22 protein-coding genes are annotated in these 24,010 nt (G+C 71.2%); 17 read left to right on the top strand and 5 right to left on the bottom strand.

The features are described from left to right. Window positions 1-78: 78 nt before the first annotated feature. Entirely contained in the window at window positions 79-1,290 is a 1,212-nt protein-coding gene (locus ACIQJT_RS23570) for a pyridoxal phosphate-dependent aminotransferase (RefSeq protein ID WP_365455438.1), read from the bottom strand. Window positions 1,291-1,415: 125 nt separating this feature from the next. Between ACIQJT_RS23570 and ACIQJT_RS23565 the strand changes: the two genes are divergently transcribed. Next, entirely contained in the window at window positions 1,416-2,075 is a 660-nt protein-coding gene (locus ACIQJT_RS23565) for a hypothetical protein (protein ID WP_402646393.1), read from the top strand. A gap of 287 nt (window positions 2,076-2,362) precedes the next feature. Next, window positions 2,363-3,295: a serine protease gene (locus tag ACIQJT_RS23560; RefSeq protein ID WP_402646390.1), complete on the top strand. Its 933-nt coding sequence runs from the start codon at window positions 2,363-2,365 to the stop codon at window positions 3,293-3,295. Window positions 3,296-3,371: 76 nt separating this feature from the next. On the opposite strand, the gene ACIQJT_RS23555 is transcribed toward ACIQJT_RS23560, so the two are convergent. Both ACIQJT_RS23555 and ACIQJT_RS23550 read right to left on the bottom strand, forming a co-directional pair. Then, complete coding sequence (locus ACIQJT_RS23555) at window positions 3,372-4,976, bottom strand: amidohydrolase family protein (RefSeq protein WP_402646387.1); 1,605 nt, start codon at window positions 4,974-4,976, stop codon at window positions 3,372-3,374. Window positions 4,977-4,995: 19 nt separating this feature from the next. Beyond that, window positions 4,996-6,270 (bottom strand): amino acid deaminase, encoded by a 1,275-nt coding sequence (locus tag ACIQJT_RS23550; protein WP_402646384.1) that lies wholly within the window; start codon window positions 6,268-6,270, stop codon window positions 4,996-4,998. Window positions 6,271-6,426: 156 nt separating this feature from the next. Here ACIQJT_RS23550 and ACIQJT_RS23545 point away from each other — a divergent pair, with 156 nt between their 5' ends. From ACIQJT_RS23545 to ACIQJT_RS23525, 5 genes are all read left to right on the top strand, one after another. Then, complete coding sequence (locus tag ACIQJT_RS23545) at window positions 6,427-7,491, top strand: sugar kinase (RefSeq protein ID WP_402646519.1); 1,065 nt, start codon at window positions 6,427-6,429, stop codon at window positions 7,489-7,491. Next, complete coding sequence (locus tag ACIQJT_RS23540) at window positions 7,488-8,258, top strand: IclR family transcriptional regulator (protein WP_053846632.1); 771 nt, start codon at window positions 7,488-7,490, stop codon at window positions 8,256-8,258. Before ACIQJT_RS23545 ends, ACIQJT_RS23540 begins: the two co-directional genes overlap by 4 nt. Then, on the top strand, window positions 8,255-8,665 hold the full coding sequence (locus ACIQJT_RS23535; RefSeq protein ID WP_365455420.1) for a RidA family protein: 411 nt from the start codon (window positions 8,255-8,257) through the stop codon (window positions 8,663-8,665). The genes ACIQJT_RS23540 and ACIQJT_RS23535 overlap by 4 nt, the downstream gene beginning before the upstream one ends. Window positions 8,666-8,770: 105 nt before the next feature. Beyond that, a complete protein-coding gene (locus ACIQJT_RS23530; RefSeq protein WP_053846634.1) occupies window positions 8,771-10,243 on the top strand; it encodes a GntP family permease in 1,473 nt (490 codons plus the stop codon). A gap of 64 nt (window positions 10,244-10,307) precedes the next feature. Continuing rightward, window positions 10,308-10,787, top strand: coding sequence for a hypothetical protein (locus tag ACIQJT_RS23525; protein WP_365455417.1), 480 nt, complete (start codon window positions 10,308-10,310; stop codon window positions 10,785-10,787). 67 nt (window positions 10,788-10,854) lie between these two features. On the opposite strand, the gene ACIQJT_RS23520 is transcribed toward ACIQJT_RS23525, so the two are convergent. After that, entirely contained in the window at window positions 10,855-12,189 is a 1,335-nt protein-coding gene (locus ACIQJT_RS23520; RefSeq protein ID WP_365455414.1) for a M14 family metallopeptidase, read from the bottom strand. A 341-nt stretch (window positions 12,190-12,530) separates the two neighbouring features. Here ACIQJT_RS23520 and ACIQJT_RS23515 point away from each other — a divergent pair, with 341 nt between their 5' ends. From ACIQJT_RS23515 to ACIQJT_RS23495, 5 genes are all read left to right on the top strand, one after another. Next, complete coding sequence (locus ACIQJT_RS23515) at window positions 12,531-14,876, top strand: ATP-binding protein (RefSeq protein ID WP_402646378.1); 2,346 nt, start codon at window positions 12,531-12,533, stop codon at window positions 14,874-14,876. A 54-nt stretch (window positions 14,877-14,930) separates the two neighbouring features. Then, entirely contained in the window at window positions 14,931-15,821 is an 891-nt protein-coding gene (locus ACIQJT_RS23510; protein ID WP_365455408.1) for an MEDS domain-containing protein, read from the top strand. A 162-nt stretch (window positions 15,822-15,983) separates the two neighbouring features. Then, window positions 15,984-16,391 carry an ATP-binding protein gene (locus tag ACIQJT_RS23505; RefSeq protein WP_365455405.1) on the top strand — a complete coding sequence of 136 codons (408 nt, stop codon included), beginning with the start codon at window positions 15,984-15,986 and terminating at the stop codon, window positions 16,389-16,391. A gap of 57 nt (window positions 16,392-16,448) precedes the next feature. Further along, the gene (locus ACIQJT_RS23500; protein ID WP_365455402.1) at window positions 16,449-17,765 is read left to right on the top strand and encodes an Nramp family divalent metal transporter; all 1,317 of its coding nucleotides are present in this window, start codon (window positions 16,449-16,451) and stop codon (window positions 17,763-17,765) included. Window positions 17,766-17,854: 89 nt separating this feature from the next. Further along, the gene (locus ACIQJT_RS23495; protein WP_365455399.1) at window positions 17,855-18,277 is read left to right on the top strand and encodes a hypothetical protein; all 423 of its coding nucleotides are present in this window, start codon (window positions 17,855-17,857) and stop codon (window positions 18,275-18,277) included. Between the two features lie 135 nt (window positions 18,278-18,412). Here the strand turns inward: ACIQJT_RS23495 and ACIQJT_RS23490 are convergent, their stop codons facing one another. Then, window positions 18,413-20,092: a chitinase gene (locus tag ACIQJT_RS23490; protein ID WP_402646374.1), complete on the bottom strand. Its 1,680-nt coding sequence runs from the start codon at window positions 20,090-20,092 to the stop codon at window positions 18,413-18,415. 244 nt (window positions 20,093-20,336) lie between these two features. On the opposite strand from ACIQJT_RS23490, the gene ACIQJT_RS23485 reads away from it, so the two are divergent. The 5 genes from ACIQJT_RS23485 (at window position 20,337) to ACIQJT_RS23465 (ending at window position 24,008) form a co-directional block, all read left to right on the top strand. After that, window positions 20,337-21,224 carry a hypothetical protein gene (locus ACIQJT_RS23485; protein ID WP_365455394.1) on the top strand — a complete coding sequence of 296 codons (888 nt, stop codon included), beginning with the start codon at window positions 20,337-20,339 and terminating at the stop codon, window positions 21,222-21,224. Between the two features lie 66 nt (window positions 21,225-21,290). Next, a complete protein-coding gene (gene cpaB, locus ACIQJT_RS23480; RefSeq protein ID WP_365455392.1) occupies window positions 21,291-21,998 on the top strand; it encodes a Flp pilus assembly protein CpaB in 708 nt (235 codons plus the stop codon). 9 nt (window positions 21,999-22,007) lie between these two features. Then, complete coding sequence (locus ACIQJT_RS23475; RefSeq protein ID WP_402646370.1) at window positions 22,008-23,258, top strand: CpaE family protein; 1,251 nt, start codon at window positions 22,008-22,010, stop codon at window positions 23,256-23,258. Next, window positions 23,255-23,626: a TadE/TadG family type IV pilus assembly protein gene (locus ACIQJT_RS23470; protein ID WP_365455386.1), complete on the top strand. Its 372-nt coding sequence runs from the start codon at window positions 23,255-23,257 to the stop codon at window positions 23,624-23,626. Before ACIQJT_RS23475 ends, ACIQJT_RS23470 begins: the two co-directional genes overlap by 4 nt. A gap of 1 nt (window position 23,627) precedes the next feature. Beyond that, on the top strand, window positions 23,628-24,008 hold the full coding sequence (locus tag ACIQJT_RS23465) for a TadE/TadG family type IV pilus assembly protein (RefSeq protein WP_402646367.1): 381 nt from the start codon (window positions 23,628-23,630) through the stop codon (window positions 24,006-24,008). Window positions 24,009-24,010: the final 2 nt, after the last annotated feature.

Genomic DNA, 24,010 nt, shown 5'->3' with positions numbered 1-24,010 from the left:
CCTGTGCAGTCAGGAAACCATCCTAGCTTAGATTTCGTCTAAAGTTGAGCGAAGCAAAAAGATCGGTGCCGACGAGGTTTACGGCTGGCCGTACCCGTCCAGGAAGTTCCCGATCCGCCCCACCGCGTCCCGCAGGTCGCCGACGGTGGGCAGGGTGACCACCCGGAAGTGATCGGGTTCGGGCCAGTTGAAGCCGGAACCCTGGACGACCATGATCTTCTCCTGGCGCAGCAGGTCCAGGACCATCCGCCGGTCGTCCCTGATCTTGAAGACCTTGGGGTCGAGCCGGGGGAAGAGATACAGCGCCCCCTTCGGCTTCACACAGCTCACGCCGGGGATCTGCGTCAGCAGCTCGTACGCCACATCCCGCTGTTCGACGAGCCGCCCGCCCGGCAGGACGAGGTCGTTGATCGACTGCCGTCCGCTGAGCGCGGCGACCACCCCGTGCTGGCCCGGCATGTTGGCGCACAGCCGCATGTTGGCGAGGACGGTCAGGCCCTCGATGTAGGAGTCGGCGTGCGCGCGCGGGCCGGAGATCGACATCCAGCCCACCCGGTAGCCCGCCACCCGGTACGCCTTGGACATGCCGTTGAAGGTGAGGGTCAGCAGGTCGGGGGCGATCGCGGCGGTCGGGGTGTGCGTGGCACCGTCGTAGAGGATCTTGTCGTAGATCTCGTCCGAGCAGACCAGCAGGTTGTGCCGGCGGGCGATGTCGGTCAGTCCCTTGAGCATGGTCTCGTCGTAGACCGCGCCCGTGGGGTTGTTGGGGTTGATGATGACGATCGCCTTGGTGCGGTCGGTGACCTTCCGCTCCACGTCGGCGAGGTCGGGCATCCAGTCCGACTGCTCGTCGCAGCGGTAGTGCACCGCCGTGCCGCCGGACAGCGACACGGCGGCCGTCCACAGCGGGTAGTCGGGGGCCGGTACGAGGACCTCGTCGCCGTCGTCGAGGAGGCCCTGCATCGCCATCACGATCAGCTCGGAGACGCCGTTGCCGATGAAGACGTGCTCGACGTCGGTCTCGATGCCGATGGTCTGGTTGTGCATGACGACGGCCCGGCGCGCGGCGAGCAGCCCCTTGGCGTCGCCGTAGCCGTGGGCCGTCGAGACGTTGCGGAGGACGTCCTCCAGGATCTCGGGCGGTGCCTCGAACCCGAAGGCGGCGGGGTTGCCCGTGTTCAGCTTGAGGATGCGGTGCCCGGCCGCCTCCAGGCGCATCGCCTCCTCGAGAACCGGGCCCCGGATCTCGTAACAGACATTGGCGAGCTTGGTCGACTGGATCACCTGCATGCCTGGAGCTTACGGCCCGGTAACGCTCACGGGGTCGTGTTTTCCGCCACGTGAGACGCGGCGGTTTGTGCTGTTATCGCCGGTAGCTGTCCCAGCCGCCTCATCCGTCCCTAGAATCCGTCGCCATGTCGAGGCCAGTCGAATACGAGTCCGGGGCACCGAAGGTCTACCAGCCGCAGCCCGCGGCGACCCCGGCGTACGAGGAGTACCCGGACCCCGCGGCGGCGCACGGCTGGCAGAACGCGTACGACGCGACGGCCGAGCTTCCCCAGGTCGCGCCCGCCGCCGCGGAGACCGGTGACCCGGGGCCGGGCGGGCCGGATTCCGTCGGCCGGGCCGCCCGGCGACGGGCCGCCCGCGGCGGGGGCGGCCGGCGCACGCGCCGGGTGGTCGTGGCCGTCGGTGCCGTCGGGGCGGCGGCGCTGATCGCGGGGCTGTCCCTGTCGGGCTCCTCGTCGGAGCCGGACAACGAGCCGGGGAGCGGTGTGACCTCGTCCGCCGCGGAGACCGGTGGTGCCACCGGCCCGGCCTCCTCCGGCTCCTCGGCGGCCCCGGGTGCGACGGCCTCCGGTGGGCCGACGACCGGCACAGGCACCGGCACGTCCGGCGCGAGCGCCTCCGCGGAGGCGTCCGACGGCCCGCGGGCGAGCGGGACTCCGTCGTCCCGGGTGTCTTCCGGTGCCCCGGCCACCCCTTCGGCGAATGCCCCCACGGCCACCGCCGACGGTCCGGGGAACTCGGACGGCAAGGGACATGGACAGGGCGGCGCGAAGAAGCCCAACTAGCCGTATGGCTCGGTAAGTTCCCCCTTTTGCCCCGGGCCAGGACGGCAAGGGGCGCGGACAGGGCAGTGTGAAGAGGCCCAACTAGTCGTACAGCTGGGTAAGTTGATCCCGGTGGCAGGCGGCGGGGTGTGCCTGCCGTTCCCGGTTGTGGAGGTGTCGCCCGTCGAGAGGCGCGGGCTCGGCACAACTTCTTGCCCCAGCGACCACCCTTCTTCACAATGTCCATGACAAACTCACGGGCGGCCGGAAGATTTCCGGCCGCCCAAGTCGCAAGAGGGGACCCCCACATGAGAAAGCCTCTCGTCGCCGCACTCAGCGCCCTGGCCCTGGCCGGAATGGGCGCGGCACCCGCGGTCGCCGCCGAGCCCGCCGCGTCCGGCGTCGGCAAGAGCGTCGACACGGACACCCCCGTCTCCGTGGTCCACGACGTCGTCACCTCCGCCACCACGGCCCTGTCCCAGGTCACGTCACCGTCACCCCGGCTCCGGGCCGTGACCCTCGCCGGGACCGTCTCGCTCAGCAACTGCTCCGGCTCGGTCATCCGGTTCCCCAACTCCCAGGACACCGACCCGGCGCTGGTGCTCAGCAACGGGCACTGCCTCACCACCGGCTTCCCCGCGCCCGGCGAGGTGCTCACCAACCAGGCGTCCAGCCGGTCCTTCGGGCTGCTCAACTCCTCCGGCACCCGGGTCGCCACGCTCCGCGCCAGCAAGCTCGCCTACGGGACGATGACCGACACGGACGTGTCGATCTACCAGCTCACCAGCACGTACGCGTCGATCAGGAACTCGTACGGCATCTCCGCCCTCACCGTGCAGGACACGCACCCCACCGCCGGCACCGCCATCACGGTGGCCTCCGGCTACTGGAAGCGGCTCTACAACTGCAACATCGACGGGTTCGTGTACCGCCTGAAGGAGGGTGCCTGGACCTGGAAGGACTCGGTCCGCTACACCTCCGCCTGCCAGACCATCGGCGGCACCTCGGGCTCGCCCGTCATCGACCAGGCCACCGGCAAGGTCGTCGCCGTCAACAACACCGGCAACGAGGACGGTGAACGCTGCACGGAGAACAACCCGTGCGAGGTCGACGCGAACGGCAACGTCACCGTCCGCGAGGGCATCAACTACGCCCAGGAGATCTACAACATCCCCGCCTGCTTCACCACGGGCAATCAGCTGAACCTGAACGCGAGCGCGTGCACGTTGCCCAAGCCGTAACGCCTACGGGGGTGTCACGAGGGGTTGTGCGGCGGGTGCGGGTCCGTTGTGGCCTGTCGCGCAGTTCCCCGCGCCCCTAAAGGAGTCGGGTGTTCCGTTGCATGGGACTGCGACGGACCGCCCTGCCCGGCAAGGCGTCCGTTCTGTGTCCGTCCTCGATCACGAAGCGGCCGTTCACCAGGACGTGCGGGATGCCCGTCGGCAGTCGGCGGGGGTTCTCGAAGGTCGAGCCCGGGGCCACCGTCCGCGGGTCGAAGAGGACCAGGTCGGCCCGGTAGCCCTCCTTGACCAGGCCCCGGTCCGGCAGGCGGAGGCGGGACGCCGGGCGCGAGGTGAGGTGGGCGACGCACTCCTCCAGGGACAGCACTCCCAGCTCCCTGACGTATGTGCCGAGGTACTGCGGGAAGGTGCCGTAGGCCCGGGGGTGCGGCTTGGCGCCCTGAAGGATGCCGTCGGAGCCGCCGGTGTGGACCCGGTGCCGCATGATCGTGCGGACGTTGTCCTCGTGGCCGACGTGCTGGAGGATCGACGGGGCCAGCCGGTCGGTGAGGAGCAGGTGACGGGCGGTCGCCCAGCTGTCCAGACGGCGGCCCACGTAGTGGGACAGCGTGGGGTCCGTGACTCCCGCGATCTCGATCGTGTCCCACTCCATCGGCACCCCGTGGCAGCCGTCCGAGCCGATCACTTCGAGGTGGTGGCGGATGCGCTCCGAGACCTCGTCGTCCGCGAGCCGCCTGAGGATCTCCTCGGGACCGCCCTCGCTCGCCCAACTGGGCAGCATCGCCACGAGCGTGGTGCACCCCGGGGTGTAGGGGTAGGTGTCCAGGCTGATGTCGGCGCCCGACGCCAGGGCCTCGTCCAGGAGGCTCAGCAGTTCCGGTGCCCGGCCCTCGTTCACGCCGAAGTTCATGGTGGCGTGGGCGAGGTGGAGGGAGCAGCCGGCCTCCCGGGTCAGGGCGACCATCTCCGCGTAGGCCTCCAGGGCCCCCGCTCCGTACGAGCGGTGGTGCGGGCAGTAGTAGCCGCCGTACCGGGCCACCACCCGGCACAGCTCGGTGAGTTCGGCGTCCTTGGCGTACATGCCCGGGGTGTAGGTCAGCCCGGACGACATCCCCACCGCGCCCTGTTCCATGCCTTCCGCGATCAACTGGCGCATACGGTCCAGCTCTTCGGGTGTCGCCTCGCGGTCCTCCCAGCCGACGACGAGCGCCCGGACCGTGCCCTGGGGGATCAGATAGGCCGCGTTGACGGCGATCCCGCGGTCGAGGCGGTCCAGGTACCCGCCCACCGACCGCCAGTCGAAGTCGATGTCGTCACCGTGGCCGTTCCACCCGGTGATGGCACGGCGGACCTCCGCCAGCGTGCGGTCGTCGACCGGGGCGTACGACAGCCCGTCCTGGCCCAGGACCTCCAGCGTGACGCCCTGCGCGGCCTTGGCGCTGTGGTCGGGGTCGCGCAGCAGGGCGAGATCGCTGTGGGCGTGCATGTCGATGAAGCCGGGGGAGAGGGTGAGCCCCTCGGCGTCCAGCTCCCGCCGCGCCTTCGGGCGCTGGCAGCCGGCCGCGGCCGCCTCCTTGACGATCGAGACGATCCGGCCGCGGTCCACCACCACGTCGGCGCGGTACGAGGGGGCGCCGCTGCCGTCGACGACGTCCGCGTCCCTGATGACGAGCTCTTCCATCGCCGGACTCCTTCGTGTCTCAGAAGAACGTGCGGATGTACTCGACGACCGTGCCGTCGGCCTCCGCCACGGGGATGAGCTGCCACTTGTCGAAGGACGTGCACGGGTGCGAGAGGCCGAGGCCCAGCCAGTCGCCGACCTCCAGGTCGGCGTCGGGGGCGGTGGCCAGCCAGGCGTGCTGGTCGGAGAGCGCGGTCACCTCGATGCCGGTGGCCGGGCGCTCGGTGCCGTCCCGGCGGACCACCTGAGCGAAGGGGAGGTCGAGGTCGTGGGCCGCGTCCCGCTTGCCCGCGTTGGCGAAGGCCTGGCCGGGGGAGGGGCGGGAGACGATCTGCGTCCACAGCCGGAACGCGGGCTCCAGGGCGCCCTCCTCGGGGATGCGGTTGAAGGGGGTCACCTTGCGGTAGTGGCCGTCGTCGTGCGAGACGTAGGCCCCGGAGCGGAGCAGCTTCAGGACGGGGCGGGAGAGTTCGGGGATCTCGGCGAAGACGTCGGCGACCGCGTCGAACCAGGCGCTGCCGCCGGCGCTGACCACGATCTCGTCGAGCCCTTCCGCCGCGAACCGTCCCGCCTTGTCGAAGTCGGCCGCCAGGGCCACCAGCCGGCGCAGCCAGGCGTGCACGCGCTCCGGGTCCGCGCCGGGGACCTCGCCCTCGTAACCGGCGACCCCGACGAGCCGCAGCGTCCCGGTGGCCGCGACCGCGTCGGCGACGGCCGCGCACTCCGCCTCCGTGCGGACACCGGTCCGGGCGCCCTCGCCGGCGGCGAGCTCGACGACGACGTCCAGCGGGCGGGAGGTGCCCCGCAGGGCCGCGTCCATCAGCTCGACCCCGCGCACGGAGTCGACGTAGCAGACGAAGCGGAAGTTCTCGTCGTCCGCGAGCCGGCCGGCGATCCACCTCAGGGCCGCCGGGTCCACCAGTTCGTTGGCGAGGAAGACCCGCTGGACGCCGTACGCCAGGGCGACCCGCACCTGGTGGGGGACGGCCAGGGTGATGCCCCAGGCGCCGCGCTCGATCTGCCGCTGGAAGAGCTGGGGGGCCATGGTCGTCTTGCCGTGCGGGGCGAAGGCGAGGCCGTGCCGGGCGGCGTACGCCTCCATGAGCGCCAGGTTGTGCTCCAGGCGCTCGGCGGACAGCGCGAGCACGGGGGTCGTGAAGCCGTCGGTGAAGAGGTTGCGGCGCTGGGCGGTCAGCTCGGCGACGGTCAGGCCGTCCGCGTCCGGGGGCAGTCCCTTGAAGCGGTGGTCGACGCGGTCCTCCGCGAGGCGGGCGAGCGCTTCGGTACCGGACACGGGGCCTCCCTGAGGGGTGCGTTGCAGTGTGCGCAACGTTCATTGCGTATATCGCTGACTGCTGTCTAACATCCACGCCAACGCCGGGTCAATGAAGGAGCCAGCACCATCGTGAATGCCCCCGACGCCGTGGACGTCGTCGCGCTCGGCGAGTCCATGGTCACGTTCCTGCCCGGTCGCCCCGGACGGCTCGCCGACGTGCCGTCCTTCGACCGGGCCATCGGCGGGGCGGAGTCGAACGTGGCCTGTGGCCTGGCCGCCGCCGGATTCGCGGTCCGGTGGGTCAGCCGGGTCGGGGCGGACGGCTTCGGGGACCACCTGGTCGAGACGATCGGGGGGTACGGGGTCGACGTGTCGGCGGTCGGCCGTGACTCTTCGCGGCCCACGGGGGTGTACTTCCGTACGGCGGGGGACCGGGGGACGGATGGGCACGAGGTCGCGTACTACCGGGCGGGATCGGCGGCCTCGGCGATGTCCGTCGAGAACGTGGACCTTTCGGCGGCGCGGGCGGGGCGGGTGCTGCACCTCTCCGGGATCACGGCCGCCTTGTCGGACACGTGTCTGTCGCTGGTGCGTGAGCTGACGGCTCCCGGCGCGGATCGGCCGCTCGTGTCCTTCGACGTCAACCACCGGGCCGGGCTGTGGCCCGACGCGGAGGGTCCGCGGGTGCTGCTGGAACTGGCCCGAGGGGCCGACATCGTGTTCGTGGGGGAGGACGAGGCCGAGGAGGCGTGGGGAGTCACAGGGGGTCCCGCCGCGATTCGGGCGGTGCTGCCGGAGCCTTCGGTGCTGGTGGTGAAAGAAGGAGGCAGGGGGGCAACGGCATTCGTTTCGGGTGCGGCTGAGCGGGGGCTGGTCGCGCCCCGCGGCGGAGCCGCACATCGACGCGGCCCCGCCCCCCTGGACGGGTTCCCGTCGACGTCGAGCGTTTTCGTTCCCGCCCTCACCGTCGACGTCGTGGCCACCACCGGCGCCGGTGACGCCTTCGCCGCCGGGTTCCTCTCCGCGACCCTGCGCGACCTCCCTGTGAGGGACCGTCTGCGGCACGGCCACCTCTGGGCCGCCGCCGCCCTCACCGTCCCCGGTGACCTCGCGGCACCCCCTGCCCGCGCACACGCCGACCGCCTCGCCGCCCTCGGCGACGACACGTGGGGGACACTTCGACTCGGCCCCGGCTGGACGCAAGCCGACCCGGCCCCGGAGGAGGTACGCACCCCATGAGCCAGACCGTCGACCGAGCACTGAGCATCCTGCCGCTGCTCGCCGAGGGCCCCGCCGACCTCGGGCAGGTCGCCGACCGCCTCGGCGTCCACAAGTCCACCGCGCTGCGACTCCTCCGCACGCTCCACGAACACGGCATGGTCTACCGGCAGTCCGACCAGCGCTACCGCCTCGGCGCCCGCCTCATCGCGCTGGCGCAGGAGGCGATGGAGAACCTGGACATCCGCGAGATCGCCCACCCCCACCTCGTACGGCTCAACGAGCAGTGCGGTCACACCGTCCACCTCGCCGTGTACGAGGAGGACGAGGTGCTCTACATCGACAAGGTCGAGAGCCGGTACCCGGTGCGGATGTACTCGCGGATCGGCAAGCCCGTCGCCATCACCGTCGCCGCTGTCGCGAAGCTGCTGCTCGCCGACCTTCCCGAGGCCGAGCGCCGCGCCCTCGCGGACAAGCTCGACTACCCCCTGTACACGGCCCGTTCGACACCCAACGCCCCCGCTTTCCTCAAGGAGTTGGAGCGGGTGCGCGAACAGGGCTGGGCCACCGACCTCGGTGGCCACGAGGAGTCCATCAACTGCGTCGCGGCTCCCGTCCGCGGCGCCGACGGCAGGGTCGTCGCCGCGATGTCGGTGTCCGCGCCCAACGTCGTCGTCACCGCCGAGGAACTCCTCGCCCTCCTCCCGCAGGTCCGCCGTACGGCCGATGCCATCAGCGGCGAGTACTCCGGCAGAACAACAGCTAAGGACCCCAAGGACCCCGTATGACGGACAAGACCGCGCTCACCCCGAGCACCCACACCACGCCGCCCGCGAAGTTCTCCCACGGGGTGCGCAAGGGCAACATCCTCCAGGTCGCCGGCCAGGTCGGCTTCCTGCCGGCCGAGGAGGGCAAGCCGCCCACGCCCGCCGGACCCACCCTGCGCGAGCAGACCCTCCAGACCCTAGCCAACGTCAAGGCGATCCTGGAGGAGGGCGGCGCCACCTGGGACGACGTGATGATGATCCGCGTCTACCTGACGGACGTGGACCACTTCGCCGAGATGAACTCGATCTACAACACCTACTTCGAGGAGCAGGGCCTCACCCAGCCTCCCGCCGCGCGCACGACGGTCTACGTCGGTCTGCCCGCGGGCCTGCTCATCGAGATCGACGCGCTCGCCGTCCTCGGCTGACGCTCCCTCCACTCCCGCACGCCGCACACGGCACGGCACCTCCCGTGGTGCCGTGCCGCGATCCCCCCTGCCCGAAAGCTCCATGGACTTACGCAGAGGACCCCCATGTCCCTACCGCTCGCCGCGACCACCGAGACACCTCCGCACACCGGTGGCCTGCTCCTCCTCATCGACGGCACCGCGGGCCTCCTCACGGTCGCCGCCCTCGGCATCGCCCTGCTGCTCTTCCTGATCATCAGAGTCAGACTCCAGCCCTTCGTCGCCCTGCTGGGCGTCTCCATAGCCGTCGGCCTGCTCGCCGGGCTCTCCGTCACCGAACTCTTCGGCACGGTCCAGCGCTCGGACGCCGTGTCCACCATCGAGTCCGGGATGGGCGGCATCCTCGGCCACGTCGCCATCATCATCGGCCTCGGCACCATGCTCGGGGCGATCCTCGAAGTCAGCGGCGGCGCCGAGGTGCTGGCGTCCCGGCTGCTGAACCTCTTCGGGGAGAAGCGGGCACCCCTCGCGATGGGCCTCACCGGCCTCATCTTCGGCATCCCGGTCTTCTTCGACGTCGGCATCTTCGTCCTCGCGCCGATCGTCTACGCGGCCGCCAAGCGCAGCGGCAAGTCGATCCTGCTCTACTGCCTGCCGCTGCTGGCGGGCCTGTCGATGACCCACGCCTTCCTGCCGCCGCACCCCGGCCCGGTCGCGGCCGCCGGACTGCTCCACGTGGACCTCGGCTGGGTCATCCTGATGGGCATCGTCTGCGGCATCCCGGCGGTGCTGGCCGCGTGGGCGTTCTCCGCGTGGGTCGGCCGGCGCATCTTCGTCGCCGTACCGCAGGACATGGTGGAGGCGGCCGCGGAGGCCAAGCAGGCCGTGATCGAGGAGCAGCGCGCGCAGGGAGTCGTGCCGCGGGAGGACCCCGTGTCCCTCGGCACGGTCCTCGGCATCATCGGCACGCCCCTGGTCCTGATCCTCGCCGCCACCTTCTCCTCGATCGCGTTCGACCCCTCCACGGGCCGCTCGGTCATCGAGTTCTTCGGCAGCCCCTTCGTGGCGCTGACGATCGCCCTGCTCCTCGCGTACTACCTGCTCGGCATCCGCCGCGGCTGGTCCCGCAAGTCGCTGGAGACGGTGTCGACGGCGTCCCTCAAGCCGGTCGGCAACATCCTGCTGGTGGTCGGCGCGGGCGGTGTCTTCGGCGCGGTCCTGAAGGCCAGCGGGGTCGCCCAGGCGCTCTCGGACACCTTCAACGACGTCGGCCTGCCGGTGCTCGTGCTGTCGTACCTGATCTCGGTGGTCCTGCGGGTCGCCCAGGGCTCGGCGACGGTCGCGATCGTGACGACGGCGGGCATCGTGGCCCCCCTCCTCTCGGAGGGCCACCACTCGCAGGCCTTCGTCGCCCTCGTCATCATGGCGATCTCGGCCGGCTCCATCTTCGCCTCGCACGTCAACGACGGCGGCTTCTGGATGGTGGCCAAGTACTTCGGCATCAGCGAACGCGACACGTTGAAGACGTGGACCGTGCTGGAGACGGTGCTGTCGGTGGCCGGGTTCGCGGTGGCGGCCGTGCTGAGCGTCTTCGTGTAGGCGTCCGATAACGATGTAGGGGCCGACTGTGCCGGGCACAGGATCGTCGACCATACTGCCCGCTGTGGAGCAGCGCATAGGTTCGAGCAGCCAGCCCCTGGAAGGCGCCGGATTCGACCCGGCCTACATCCCCGGGCTCACCTCACCCGCGTCCGGCGAGGCGGAGTCCGTCCCGGAGGACACGGAGGTGACTTCGGAGGAGGTCGTCGAGGAGTCTGCCGAAGAGCCCGTCGAGGAGGCGACTCCCGACGGGCCCGTCTTCGAGGCCTCCGACCGCCGCGCGCGGATCGTCGCCGACCACCGGGGCGTCCGCCTCTCCCTCGACGACCAGTCCTGCGAGTTCCGCTGGGACGAGATCGGCGCGGTCGAGACGGAGACGCCCCGGTTCGGCAAGCGGTACACCGTCACGGTCCACACCCCGGACCGCCGCTGGTACCCGATCGAGATCGAGGCGGCCTCCCGGTCCGACTTCGCCACGTGGGACGAGCAGTTGGACGCGGTGATGGACGAGTACTTCGAGGAGGAGCCGGCGGAATCCGACTAGGGGCGCGGGACCGCACCGATGTGCGGCCGCGCCGCGTGGGCGCGACCGGTCACAGCCGGTCCACCCCCTAGCAGTACTGCGCCTGCTTCCCGATGGACCGGTACATGCAGTCCGAGTTCTCCAGGAGTTGCAGTACCGCGTCCCGGTTGCGGGAGGTCTCCCGCTCGATGACCTCGTCGGGCGGGTAGAAGCCGCCGCCGGAGCTGGACGACGGGTACATCTCGAAGGTGTACGAGAAGATCTTGTGCGTGCCCCAGAGGTAGTCGTCGATCGACCCGTCGGTGATGTACAGGTCGCTCGCCTGCTCCGGCGTGTAGCCGTTGCTCGCGGCCATCTTCTGCCCGACCGCCTTGAACACGGCGTTGTCGTCCGCGGTCATCCCGGTCGCCGTGTCGGAGTAGGTGTACCCGTAGGGCCACAGCACCAGTTCGCTGTACGTGTGGAAGTCGATGTTGGTCTTGATCTGCTGCACGCCGCCGACGACCCGGCTGCGCACGAAGTTCGCGACCACCTTGACCTCGGGCGCCGACTCGGCGGACGGACCCCGGTAGGTCTCGGAGGAGGTCGAACCGGACGAGCCGCCGCAGCAGCCCCAGCGGTAGGCCCAGTTGCGGTTGAGGTCGGTACCGACCGCCGACGAACCGGAGTTGGGCTGGCGGTTCTTGCGCCAGGAGCGGTAGGAGCCGGAGGCGATGTCGTACTCGCCGCCGTCCGGGTTGAGGTCGGGGACGATCCAGATCTCCCGGTTGTTCACCATGTTCGTCACCCGTGAGTCGCTCCCGTAGCCCGCGCCGAGTTCGCGCAGCAGGTACAGGGCCATCTCGACCGTGAGGTGCTCGCGGGCGTGCTGGTGGTGGGTGAACAGCACCTCGGGCTCGGCCTCGTCGGTCGCCACGTTGTCGCTGATCTTGATGGCGACGATGTTCCGGCCCTGGTACGACGTGCCGATGACCCGCTTGCTCATGATGTTCGGGTAGGCGGCGAGGCGCTGGTCGATCTCGGCGTTCATCTCGGCGTAGTTGTGGTAGCGCGAGTCGGCCGAGGGGAAGTCGTAGAGCCGGGTCTCGTCCTCCGCGGCCCGTGCAGGGGCCGATCCCAAGGCGGAGACCTCGTAGCCGAGTTGCCGCAGTCTCCGGATCTGGTCGGCGCGTCCGGAGACGACGACGGTCTCCTCGTCGGCCTCGTCGACGGTCACCCCGGTCTGCTGGATGGCCGTGCGGGTCACGGGTGTCGTGTGCTGGTGGATCTCGTACTGGCGGACGTCCTCGGCGCTCGGTGCCGCTTTCGGGGCGCTGTCGGCGTTCGCGGAGAGCGGGGCGGCGAGGGCGAGTGCCAGAACGGCGGCGAGGGCGGCGTAGCGGGGGCCGCCGCGGACGCCGGAACCGCGTGTGCGAAGTCGCATGAAGTCTCCTGTGGTCTCCAGGGATTCCGGGATCTCCGGAAGTGGGGAGTGGAGCGGGGGTGGTTCAGCGAACTCTGCGACGTGCTGCCGGTGCGGGTGTGCCGCTCATCGTGAGCGTGTGGCATGAGCAGGTCAAGAGTGAAGGGGGGCCGTGTTGGCGTGAACTGTGCGTTGCCTGTGGGTTCTTGATGTGCCGGGAAAGTCGCGCAGTGTACGCGGATCGATGCGCCCGGGAGTGATCCCCGGGCAAGTGCACCCGCGGGTGTGAGCCGTACGTGCATATATGTGAGCACCGCGCGCACAGTGGGGTCTCCGACCACACCCCGGAGGACTGGCTGATCATGGGCGGGTCAGCGGCACGGCGGGCCGGACACCTGCCGGTCGAGACGACCAGTTTCGTCGACCGGCGCCGTGAACAGGCCGCCGGCCGCGAACTGCTCAGCCGTGCCCGCCTGGTCACGCTGACCGGCCCCGGCGGCGTCGGCAAGACCCGCCTCGCCGCACGCATCGCGGCCCGCGCGGAACGCACCTTCCCCGACGGCGTCCGCTTCGTCCACCTCGCGGGACTGCGCGACCCCGAACTGGTCCCGCTGGCCGTGGCCGACGCGATCGGCCTCCTCGACCACTCCGCCGGACCGCCGACCGACGCGCTCGTCGCCCATGTACGCGACCGCAGAGTGCTGCTGGTCCTCGACAACTGCGAACACCTGCTCGGCGCCTGCGCCCACCTCGCGGCGGCCCTGCTGCGCGGCACGCCGGGCGTGCGGATCCTCGCGACCAGCCGGCACCGGCTCGGTCTCACCGAGGAGAACCTCTTCGACGTACGGCCGCTGCCGGTCCCCGACCCGGACGGCGACCTGTCCGCGGCGGACGGCTATCCCGCGCTGGCCCTGTTCGCCGACCGGGCGGCCTCGGTCGTCCCCGGGTTCGCGCTCACCGCCGACAACCGGGCCGCCGTGGCCCGGCTGTGCCGGCGGCTCGACGGACTGCCGCTCGCCATCGAACTCGCCGCGGTGCGCATGCGCGTCCTCGGCGTGGAACAGCTCATGGAACGCCTCGACGACCGCTATCGCCTGCTCACCTCCGGCAGCCCCGCGGCCCTGCCCCGCCACCGCACCCTGCGGGCCGCCGTCGACTGGAGCCACGAACTGTGCACCGACCGCGAACAGGTGGTCTGGGCCCGGCTCTCGGTCCCGGCCGGCGCCTTCGACCTCGAGACGGCCGAGGCGGTGTGCGCGGACGGGCACCTCGTGCACGGCGACGACGTCCTCGAAGCGGTCGCGGGCCTCGTCGACAAGTCCGTGCTGTCCCGGGAGCCCGGGCCGGACGGGGTGCGCTACCGGCTCCTGGACACCCTGCGCCACTACGGCCTGGAACGGCTGCGGAGCATGCCGGGCGAGGAACTCACCACCCGGCGCCGGCACCGGGACTGGATGCTGCGCCGGGCCACCGCCTGCGAACGGGCCTGGTTCGGGTCCGGCCAACGCGAGATCGTCGCCCGCCTCCGCGCGGACCAGGACAACCTCCGGGCGGCACTGCACTTCAGCCTGTCCGAGCCTCGCGAGGGCTCCGTGCCGGACCCCGCCGACGCCCTCGCCGGGCTGCGGCTGGTCGGGGCCCTGTGGTTCTTCTGGCACGCCTGCGGGGCACCCCGGGAGGGCCGGTACTGGGCCGAGCGGGCCCTGGAGGCCAACCCCGGCGCGACCTCCGAGCGGGCCCGGGGGCTGTGGGTGGCCGGACTGCTCGCCGGATGCCCCGAGGACCTCACCCGGGGGCTGCGCCGGGCCGAGGACGCCCGGGAACTGGCCCGCGGGCTCGGGGACACCGCCGAGGCCGCCCACGCCGAGTACGTCATCGGTGTCATCCGCCTCTTCGCCGACGACCTGCCCGGCGCCCTCGCCCACTTCGAGGCCGGGGTCGCCCGCGGACCCGTGCCCGGCCAGCACCTCAGCCTCGTCGGCCTGGACCAGGTCGAACTCGCCTGCGCCCTGGGCTTCCTGGGCCACGCCGACCGGGCCGTGGAGGTCTGCGAGAAGACCCTGCGGCTCTGCGAGGAACACGGCGAGCAATGGGTCCGCTCCTACGTGCTGCGCATGCTCGCCCTCGCCCACACCGTGAAACAGGACTGGCCCCGCGCCGAGCAGTACGCCCGCGAGGCCCTCCGCCTCAAGCTCGCCGTCAACGACCTCATCGGCCTCGCCCTCACGCTGGACCTGACGGCCCGTATCGCCACCGAGCTCTCCGGGCACGAGCGGGCGGCCGTGCTCCTCGGCGGAGCCGACCGGGCCTGGGCCGCCGTGGACCGGGACAGGTGGGGTTCCGAGGCGCTCAACTCCGTGCGCCGGGAGACGGAGAGCCGGGCGGGGCGGGCCCTGGGGGCCGCCTTCACCGCCGCCTACGACCGGGGCGCGAGCCTCACCCTCACCGAACTCGTCGGGTACGCGCTCCAGGAACCCGGGCTCCCCGACGCGACGCCCCCGCCCGCCCCGGACCGGCCCCAGGTCCGCCTCACCCCCCGGGAGGCCCAGGTCGCCGAACTCGTCGCCGAAGGGCTCGCCAACCAGCAGATCGCCGACCGCCTGGTCATCGCCCGCCGCACCGCCGAGGGCCACGTCGAGCGGATCCTCAACAAACTCGGCTTCAACACCAGAACCCAGATCGCGACATGGGTGACGGCCCAGCGCTGAGCCAGCGCTCCACCCGACGCCGTCCGACCGTCCACCCCCACCGAAGGGCCCTCCATGACCACCGCCTTCGACCACCGCATGGCCGCCTACGGCACCGACGAGGAGTTTCTCGCCGCCGCCCGCCCCTTCCTCACCGAGGCCCTCGGCGCCCCCGCGGAACCCCCGCCCGCGGCCGTCGCCTCCCCGCACAACCTCGCCCTCCTGCGGGACGCCCTCGGCACGGACGCCGAGCACGTCACCCTCATCGACCACACCGACTGGTACACCGGCTCCGCCGCGAACGCGGTCGCCCAGGGCGCCGGCTACCTCGCGGCCCACGCCGGCCCCGGTGGCCGCATCCACCTCCTCATGGAGCCCGTCTGGAACGGCAGGGCCGGCAGCTCCCCGCGCGAGACCACCGAGTGGATCCGCTACGAGGCCCTCGCCAACCTCCTCTTCGCACCGCTCGCCACCACCGCCCTGTGCGCCTACGACCTGCGCACCGCGGGCCCCGCGATCGTCGACGCCGCCCGCCGGGCCCACCCCGGCACCGGCGTCTACGAGGACCCCGTACGCCTCGCCGCCGAACTGGACGCCGTACCCCTCGCACCGCCCCCGCCGGACGCCGAGCTCCTCACCGGCCTGGCCGCCGACGCCGTACGGCCGAAGGCGCAGGCGCGGGGTCTGGCGGCCGCCGACGCGGAGCTGTTCGCGACGGCCGTGGCCGAGGCGGCGGAGGCCGTGGGGCAGCGGTCCGGCACCGCGCTGCTGTGGGGGCGGGACGCGCACTGCGTCTGCGAACTTCGCGCGGAGCGCCGGGTGGACGATCCCCTCGCCGGGTTCGTCCCGCCCGACACCACCGACCTGGCCCCCGGCCAGGGCCTCTGGTACGCGCGCCAGGTGTGTGCGTACGTCGACGTACGCGACGACCGGGACGGGACGACCGTACGACTGCAGTACGCGTAGCCGTGCGGGTGTGGTGCAGGTATGGAATCAGGTAGTACTCCCCGTGTGCGCCGGCCCCGCGGGGGACACCCTGAGAACATGCTGCAACTCTCCGGGGACCGCCTCCCGGACCCCGACCCTCGCTATGCCGCCTGTCCCCAACCGCCGCTGGGAGGCGGTCACTTGAGTGTCGAGTACGACCCCCGCCCCTCCGCCGTGCGCGAGGCCCGCGCCGAGGTGCGCAAGCAGTTGGAGGGGTGGGGGCCGGCGGAGCGGGACGACCTGGTGGACACCGCCGAACTCCTCGTGAGCGAACTGGCCACCAACGCCCTGCTGCACTCGGCGAGCCGCTTCACGCTCACCCTGTCCGCCGCGCACGGCGTGCTGCGCTGCGAGGTCGCCGACTCCGGCCGCCGCACCCCGCAGGTGCTGGACGCCGGGGTCTCGGAGAACGGCCGCGGGATGTTCCTGGTGGAGGCGCTCGCACTGCGCTGGGGCTGTCACCAGGACGGCACCGGGAAGACCGTCTGGTTCGAACTGGGCACCTGCGGGGCCGACGGCTGCGGGGGAGGCCTCCCCGGTGACCCCTGACTTCCTTCACGGCACGCCCTCTTGCCGGGCCGCGGCCTTTGAGGTTTCTTGACCTTCATGGCGGACACCACGGACAACACAGTGACCGGTGAGGCGAACCCAGTACCCCGCAAGTCCAGTTGGCGCTACATCGGCCCGGGGATCGTCGTCGCCGCGACCGGCGTCGGCGCCGGTGACCTGGTCGCCACGCTCATCGCGGGCAGCAACTTCGGCTACACCCTGCTGTGGGCCGCGGTGATCGGCTGCCTCGTCAAGATCTCCCTCGCGGAGGCCGCGGGCCGCTGGCACCTGTCCACCGGCAGCACCCTGTTCGACGGCTGGGCGAGCCTGGGCCGCTGGACCACCTGGTTCTTCGCCGTCTACGTGGTGATCTGGGGCTTCGTGTACGGCGCGGCGGCGATGTCGTCGAGCGCGCTCCCGCTCCAGGCCCTGTTCCCCGACGTGATGGACCTCGAATGGTGGGCCATCGCCTGCGGTCTCGTCGGCCTGGTCTTCGTCTGGTTCAACAAGTACGCGGTCTTCGAGAAGGTCATGACGCTCCTGGTCGGCGTCATGTTCGTGGTGACGGTGTACCTGGCGATCCGGGTCACCCCGAACCTGGGCGACGCCTTCGCGGGCCTGCTGCCGGTCCTGCCCGACGAGAAGGACTCCGTCCTCAACACCCTCGGCCTGATCGGCGGCGTCGGCGGCACGATCACCCTCGCCGCGTACGGCTACTGGGTCAACGCCAAGGGCTGGACCGACACCGGCTGGATGAAGGTGATGCGGCTCGACAACCGGGTCGCCTACATCACCACCGGCATCTTCGTCGTCGCCATGCTCTTCGTCGGCGCCGAACTGCTGCACAGCGCCAATGTGGCGATCGCGAGCGGCGACAAGGGTCTCATCCAGCTCAGCGACATCCTGGAGGACGAGTACGGCTCGGCGACCGCCAAGTTCTTCCTCATCGGCTTCTTCGCCACCTCCTTCACCTCGCTGATCGGCGTCTGGCACGGGGTGAGCCTGATGTTCGCGGACTTCGTGGCGCGCTACCGCGGCGACGAGGGCGCGGAGGGCTCCGGGCAGAAGGTCGCGTCCGGTTCGCGCGAGCGCTCCTGGCCCTTCCGGGTCTACCTGCTCTGGCTGACCTTCCCGCCGATGGTCCTGCTCTTCCAGGGCCAGCCCTTCCGCCTGGTCATCATCTACGGCGTCCTCGGCGCGGCCTTCCTCCCCTTCCTGGCCGGCACCCTGATGTGGCTGCTGAACACCTCCCGCACCCCCAGGCAGTGGCGCAACGGCCCGCTGAGCAACGCGATGCTGGCGATCGCGGGCCTGCTGTTCCTGATCCTGTGCGTGAAGCAGATCTGGGACCAGCCGTGGTCGGAGTTCTTCTAGCCGGGCCGGGGGTGCGGTGGCGCGGGCCGGGTGCCGAATCGGCGGATATCCTCTGCACCGGACCACACCACCACCCAGGGGCCACCACGATGACCACCCAGCCACCGCCCTACGGCGACCAGCCCCACCCGTACGGCACCCCGCCGCCGCCCCCGCCGGGTGCGGCCCCCGGTTTCGGACCGCCCCCGCCCCCGTCGGCCTTCGCCGCACCGCCTCCGCAACAGGCCGTCGAGGGACCGGAGTTCATGGCCGTGGACCGCCACAACTCCGTCGTGGTGGACTCCGCGGGCGTCGCCTTCGAGGACCACGGCGCCTCCGCGGAGTTCCCCTGGCACGAGATCCGCAGCGTCCACTACAAGGCCGGACCGAACGGCAAGACCCTGATGGTGGCCGTGATCCACCTCGACGGCCGCTTCTACGAGTGCGTGGTCGACGCGAAGAGCCGCGACACCCTGGGCCGCTGGTTCGCCCAACTGGCGCCGGTGCTGGGGTACTACCGGCCGCTGGTGTGACGGTGGACGCCGCCTCAACTGCCTCGGCGCCCGCCTCGCGCGCGGACGCGAGAGGCGGGCGCCGACCTGTACGACGGTGACGGGCAGGGCGCTACGGCCGCCCCGACCACGCGACCGACGCGTCCTGACCCACGGCTACGGCAGGCCGTGCACGTGCGGTCCCACCGCGTTGGACCAGGCGTTGCCCGCCGACGCGTCCCAGTTCGTCGACCAGGTCATGGCGCCCCGCAGGTCGGGGTACGTCCTGGCCGGCTTGAAGGAACCGCAGTTCGTCCCGCGCGTCAGGCAGTCCAGGGCGTTGTTCACCACGGTGGGGGAGACATAGCCGCTGCCCGCCCCGCTGGTCGACGCCGGCAGGCCGAGGCCGACCTGGGACGGCGCCAGTCCGCCCTCCAGCTGGATGCAGGCCAGGGCGGTCAGGAAGTCCACCGAGCCCTGCGAGTAGACCTTGCCGTCACAGCCCAGCATCGAACCGCTGTTGTAGTACTGCATGTTGACGACGGTGAGGATGTCCTTCACGTTCAGCGCGGTCTGGAAGTACGCGTTGGACGTCGACTGCATGTCGATCGTCTGCGGTGCCATCGTGAGCACCAGCGAACTGCCGGCCTTCGCCGCGAGCGACCGCAGCGCCTGGGACATGTAGGTCGCGTTGAGCCCGTTCTCCAGGTCGATGTCGACGCCGTCGAAGCCGTACGTCTGCATCAGCGAGTACACCGAGTTCGCGAAGTTCGCCGCCGAGGCCGTGTCGTTCACCGCGACCGTGCCGTTCTGGCCGCCCACGGAGACGATGACCTTCTTGCCCGCGGCCTGCTTCGCCCTGATGTCCGCCTTGAACTGGTCGACCGTGTACCCGCCGAGCCCGGCCGAGTCCAGGTTGAAGGTCACGGCACCCGGAGTCGTCGTCGCGTCCGCGAACGCCACCGCGATGATGTCGTACTGGGACTGCACGGCCGACAGCTTCTGGACCGTGGCCCCGTTGTTGAAGTTCTGCCAGTACCCGGTGACGGCGTGCTTGGGCACCGAGCCCCCGCCGCTGCCCGTGGCGGCCGTCCTCGCCGTCACGCTCCCGGACCGGCCGGACTCACCCGCCGCGTTCGTCGCCGTGACCTGGAAGGAGTACGACGTCGACGCGGCGAGCCCGGTCACCGTCGCCGAGGTCCCCGTCACCGCGGTGACCTTCGTGCCGTCCCGGTAGACGTTGTAGCCCGTCGCCCCCGACACCGCGTTCCAGGCCAGCGAGACCGACGAGGACGACGTGCCCGAGACCGTCAGGCCGCCCGGCACCGCGGGGACCGTCGGTGCCGGGTCGCCGCCACCGCCCCCGTCCGGGCCGAAGACCGAGACGTCGTCGGCGAAGTACGCGGCCTGTCCGTACCAGCCGTGCGTGTACACCGTCACCGAGGTCGTCGAGGCGCCCGTCGTGAAGGTGGTCGTGAGCTGCTTCCAGGAGGCGGAGTCCGGGGTCCAGGTCGACACGTCCGTCGTGCCGGTGCCGGTCGCGCCCAGGTAGGCGTAGCCGCCCTGCACCCACGCGCTCAGCGTGTAGGTCGAGCCGGGCTTCACCGCCACCGTCTGGGAGCAACGGGCGTTGTCCTGCCCGGCCGGGGTCGCCTTCAGCGCGGCCGAGCCGCCGTGCACGGGGGAGGAGACCGTCGTACCGCTGCTCGCGGAGCAGGTCCATCCCGACAGGCCGGACTCGAATCCGGCGTTCTTCGCGTTGTTGACGTCGGCGGCGGAGGCGGGGCCCGCGAACCCCAGGGCGAGGGCCGCGACCACGAGGGTCGTCCCGAGCCGTCTTCTGCTGAGTATGGGCATGACAAGAGAGTTGGTCCAGACCAATCTTCTGTCAAGGGAGGTGGACGCAACTGGCCCTTCTCCGGCCCGCGCACGTGGCAAGTGCGCCCCATCTAGGCGGGAATCGCCCGCTTTTGATCCCGCACACAGGTCAGGAAGTCACAGAATCGCTGTTCTCCGGTCACAGAGCCGTGGTTACAGTGCTCAGGTAGTCACGCAGTGAAGTCGACCGGGTGCGCCGGAGTGATCCGTCGGACCCACGGGCATGGGATACGGGGAGCTGCGCGTGCCAACTGCCATCGCAGTGACCGGTGCCGACATGGCGCTGCCGGCGCAGGACGAGCGGACCCTGCCCGCCGTCGTGCTCGACGGCCTCGACCGGCAGCCGCTCGACCACTCGCTCGCCGTCCTCCAGGCGCTGATCGACCAGCACGGCCATGTGGTCGTCGTGTACTCCCGTGCCGTGCCCCCGGCCGTGGACCAGCGGCTGCGCACCGTGCGGTCCCTCCTGGAGAGCGACCGCATCGCCCTGTTCCGACCCGAGCTGCCGCCCCTCGGACTCGCCGTCCTCGCGCGCCAGTTGAGACAGCTCGCCTCCTGCGACCTCAGCCCCGGCGTCCTCGCCTCGGCGGGCCGGCTGCTCACCCACTACCTCCACGCGGGCGCCCTCCTCGGCTCCGTGGCCAAGCTCGACCGGGTCCCCGTCGGACTCAAGTCGCACGCCAAGTCATGGGTGCCCGGCAGCCAGTTCGCCGTGCTCGCGCACCCGCAGCCGCAGCTCGTCAGAATCGCCCCCGACGCGGCCCTCGCCGGCCCGGAGTTCGCCACCTCCATGCTCGTCGCCCGCGGCCAGCTCCAGTCCGACTGGGTCTCCGGCAGCCTCGCCAAGTCCTGGCGGATCCAGGGGCTGCGGGAGACTCCGCTGCCCGCCGAGTCCGCCGAGTGGTGGGGCACCGGCAAGCTGATCGAGTTCTGCACCTTCCTGCCCGACCTGTCCGTCCTTTACCAACTGGTCACCTCGGTACGGCAGAACATCTGTCACTGGTGCGGTATCGACGTCATCGGAGACCGCTGCGTCTTCTGCTCTGCCACCGCACCGGTGCCACCGGCCCTCCAGCAGGAGCGGCAACAGCAGCAACTGCCCGCCGGGTGAGCCGTACCGGATCGCCCCCGTCCCCGATTCCGCTCGACCGAGCCCCCCAACGAGGTTGTACGGTTCATGAACTCCCGTCAGCGCCGCGGCGTGATACTCCTGCTCCTGTCGGTCCTGGGCGCCCTCGCGGCCTTCGCCGGCGTGCTCTCCGTCATCGACGACGTGAAGTCCAAGGTCGGTCCCGAGGTCACGGCGTACGAGGTCAAGAAGGACATCGAGCCCTACACCCGGCTCACCGCGGCGCAGTTCGAGAAGACCGAGATGCCCGAGCGCTGGCTCTCCGCGAACGCGATCACCGACCTCGACGCCATCCGCGACAAGATCGCCGTGACGACCCTGAGGAAGGGCTCGCTGCTCCAGAGCGACATGATCGTCGATCAGCCCGCGCTCCAGCCCGGGCAGCAGGAGGTCGCCATCATGATCGACGCGGCGACCGGCGTCGCCGGCAAGATCACACCGGGCTCCGCGGTCAACGTGTACGCGACCTTCGAGGGGCAGAAGGAGGGTGACCCCGACCAGTCCAAGATCATCGTGACGAACGCGCGCGTCCTGGACGTCGGCGACCTCACCCCGCTCCAGCCCGACGCCGACGACCGGACCCGCGCCGCCACCGAGGCCCGCCCCATCACCTTCGCGCTCTCCGCCCTCGACGCCCAGCGCATCACGTACGCCGAGTCGTTCGCCAAACGGGTCCGCCTCGCCCTGGTCGCGCCGGGCGAGACCGGGACCGTGCCCGAGCAGCAGCGCACGTACGAACTCGCGAAGGACAAGTGAGAGGCCGCCATGCCCACGAGGATCCTCCCGGCAGTCGGCGACGCGGACGCGGTCCGCTCCCTCACCACGCTGCTCAGCCAGCTCCCGGACGCCGAGCCCGTCGCCCCGGTCACCGACTCCACCCAGCTCATCGACACCCTCGCGCGCCTGGCGTCCGAGTCGATCGACGAACTGCCCGAGGTCGTGATCGTCCACGAGCGCATCGGGCCCGTCCCGGCCCTGGAACTCATCCGCGAGGTCGCCCTCCGCTTCCCGGCCGTCGGCGTCATCCTCGTCACCTCCGACGTCAGCCCCGGCCTCTTCCAGGCCGCCATGGACTACGGCGCCCGCGGCCTCATCGCCCTCCCGCTCGGCTACGAGGAACTCGCCAACCGGGTGCACGCGGTCGCCCAGTGGTCGACCGGGGTACGCCGGCACCTCGGCGCCGCCACCGACGTGTTCACCGGCGTCGGCGGCACCGTCGTCACCGTCAGCGGGGCCAAGGGCGGAGTCGGCGCGACCACCACCGCCGTCCAGCTCGCCCTCGCCGCCCAGGCCTCGGGGCGTGCCACCGCCCTGCTCGACCTGGACCTCCAGACCGGCGACATCGCCTCCTACCTGGACGTCCAGTTCCGCCGCTCGGTCGTCGACCTCGCCACCATCACCGACATCTCCCCGCGTGTCCTCGCCGACGCCGTCTTCCCCCACGACACGGGCCTCGCGCTGCTGCTCGCCCCCGGCGAGGGCGAACGCGGCGAGGAGGTCACCGAACGCGCCGCCCGCCAGATCGTCAGCGCCCTGCGCTCCCGCTACGAGGTCGTCGTCGTCGACTGCGGGGCGCAGCTCAGCGGGGCCGGCGCGGCGGTCGTGGAGATGGCCGACACGGCCCTGCTCGTCACCACCCCGGACGTGGTCGCCGTACGCGGCGCCAAACGCGCCGTGCGCATGTGGGACCGCCTCCAGGTCCGCAAGGCCGAGGAGACCACCGTCGTCGTCAACCGCCACAGCCGCGGTACGGAGATCCAGCCCGCGCTGATCCAGAAGATCACCGGCACCGGGGTCGCGGCGACCGTGATCCCGGCGAACTTCAAGGAGCTCCAGGGCGCGGTCGACGCGGGCCGGGTCCACGAACTCGACGCCAAGGGCACCGTCAAGCAGGCCCTGTGGACGCTCGCCGGTGAACTGGGCCTGGTCAAGGGCACGGAGACCAACTCCCATCGCAACGGCGGCCGGGAGCGGGGCTCACTGACCTTCCGGCGGCGCAAGGAGCTGGGGAGATGAGGGCGCGCCGGGACGAGGGGCAGGTGACCGTCGAGTTCCTCGGGATGACCCCGCTGATCCTCGTCACCCTGGTGCTGCTGTGGCAGTTCGTGCTGCTGGGGTACACCTACTCGCTCGCGGGGAATGCTGCGGACGAGGCGGCACGGGCGGGGACGGCGGTTCCGGCCGGGCAGAGGGCGGCGGCATGCCAGGAGGCGGGCACGGACAAGTTACCGGGCGCGTGGAGCGGCACGGTGAGCTGCACGACCGGCGGCGGGTACGTCAGGGCCACCGTCACCCTCAAGGTCCCGGTCCTGTTCCCGGGGGCGATCGGCTTCCCCTTCGACGTGGAGGGCCACGCGGGCGCGGTGGAGGAGGACAGGGACTGAGATGCCGTACTCCCGGACAGAGCATGCACTGCCGCACTCCCGGAAAGGGCTTCGCGACCGGGGTCAAGTAGCCCTTGAATACCTGGGGTTCATCCCGATCCTGATCCTCGTCGCCATGGCCGGCGTCCAGATCGGGCTCATCGCCTACACCGCCCAGCAGGCCGGCACGGCCGCCAGGGCCGGGGCGCGGGCCGCCTCGCTGGACCGGAGCGCCCAGGAAGGCTGTGTGAACGCCATCAGCGACTGGCTGTCCGTCGACTGCGCCGAGGGCGGGGGCGGCGACTCGGTCACCGTCACCGCCACCGTCCAGATCCCGTCGATCGTGCCCGGCTGGGACTTCGACCCCGCCGTCAAGACCGCCACCATGCCGCTCGACCACTGAAC

The organism is Streptomyces sp. NPDC091972, assembly GCF_044756385.1.
Lineage (GTDB): Bacteria > Actinomycetota > Actinomycetes > Streptomycetales > Streptomycetaceae > Streptomyces.
This window is presented reverse-complemented; position numbering and strand designations above follow the sequence as displayed.

Coding starts and splice junctions, on each gene's coding strand:
- ACIQJT_RS23520 (WP_365455414.1), bottom strand. CDS start 12,189: ATGCGACTTCGCACACGCGGTTCCGGCGTCCGCGGCGGCCCCCGCTAC.
- ACIQJT_RS23475 (WP_402646370.1), top strand. CDS start 22,008: ATGCCCACGAGGATCCTCCCGGCAGTCGGCGACGCGGACGCGGTCCGC.
- ACIQJT_RS23515 (WP_402646378.1), top strand. CDS start 12,531: ATGGGCGGGTCAGCGGCACGGCGGGCCGGACACCTGCCGGTCGAGACG.
- ACIQJT_RS23570 (WP_365455438.1), bottom strand. CDS start 1,290: ATGCAGGTGATCCAGTCGACCAAGCTCGCCAATGTCTGTTACGAGATC.
- ACIQJT_RS23545 (WP_402646519.1), top strand. CDS start 6,427: ATGGTCACGTTCCTGCCCGGTCGCCCCGGACGGCTCGCCGACGTGCCG.
- ACIQJT_RS23470 (WP_365455386.1), top strand. CDS start 23,255: ATGAGGGCGCGCCGGGACGAGGGGCAGGTGACCGTCGAGTTCCTCGGG.
- ACIQJT_RS23555 (WP_402646387.1), bottom strand. CDS start 4,976: ATGGAAGAGCTCGTCATCAGGGACGCGGACGTCGTCGACGGCAGCGGC.
- ACIQJT_RS23465 (WP_402646367.1), top strand. CDS start 23,628: ATGCCGTACTCCCGGACAGAGCATGCACTGCCGCACTCCCGGAAAGGG.
- ACIQJT_RS23565 (WP_402646393.1), top strand. CDS start 1,416: ATGTCGAGGCCAGTCGAATACGAGTCCGGGGCACCGAAGGTCTACCAG.
- ACIQJT_RS23510 (WP_365455408.1), top strand. CDS start 14,931: ATGACCACCGCCTTCGACCACCGCATGGCCGCCTACGGCACCGACGAG.
- ACIQJT_RS23535 (WP_365455420.1), top strand. CDS start 8,255: ATGACGGACAAGACCGCGCTCACCCCGAGCACCCACACCACGCCGCCC.
- cpaB (WP_365455392.1), top strand. CDS start 21,291: ATGAACTCCCGTCAGCGCCGCGGCGTGATACTCCTGCTCCTGTCGGTC.
- ACIQJT_RS23560 (WP_402646390.1), top strand. CDS start 2,363: ATGAGAAAGCCTCTCGTCGCCGCACTCAGCGCCCTGGCCCTGGCCGGA.
- ACIQJT_RS23540 (WP_053846632.1), top strand. CDS start 7,488: ATGAGCCAGACCGTCGACCGAGCACTGAGCATCCTGCCGCTGCTCGCC.
- ACIQJT_RS23490 (WP_402646374.1), bottom strand. CDS start 20,092: ATGCCCATACTCAGCAGAAGACGGCTCGGGACGACCCTCGTGGTCGCG.
- ACIQJT_RS23495 (WP_365455399.1), top strand. CDS start 17,855: ATGACCACCCAGCCACCGCCCTACGGCGACCAGCCCCACCCGTACGGC.
- ACIQJT_RS23530 (WP_053846634.1), top strand. CDS start 8,771: ATGTCCCTACCGCTCGCCGCGACCACCGAGACACCTCCGCACACCGGT.
- ACIQJT_RS23485 (WP_365455394.1), top strand. CDS start 20,337: ATGGGATACGGGGAGCTGCGCGTGCCAACTGCCATCGCAGTGACCGGT.
- ACIQJT_RS23500 (WP_365455402.1), top strand. CDS start 16,449: ATGGCGGACACCACGGACAACACAGTGACCGGTGAGGCGAACCCAGTA.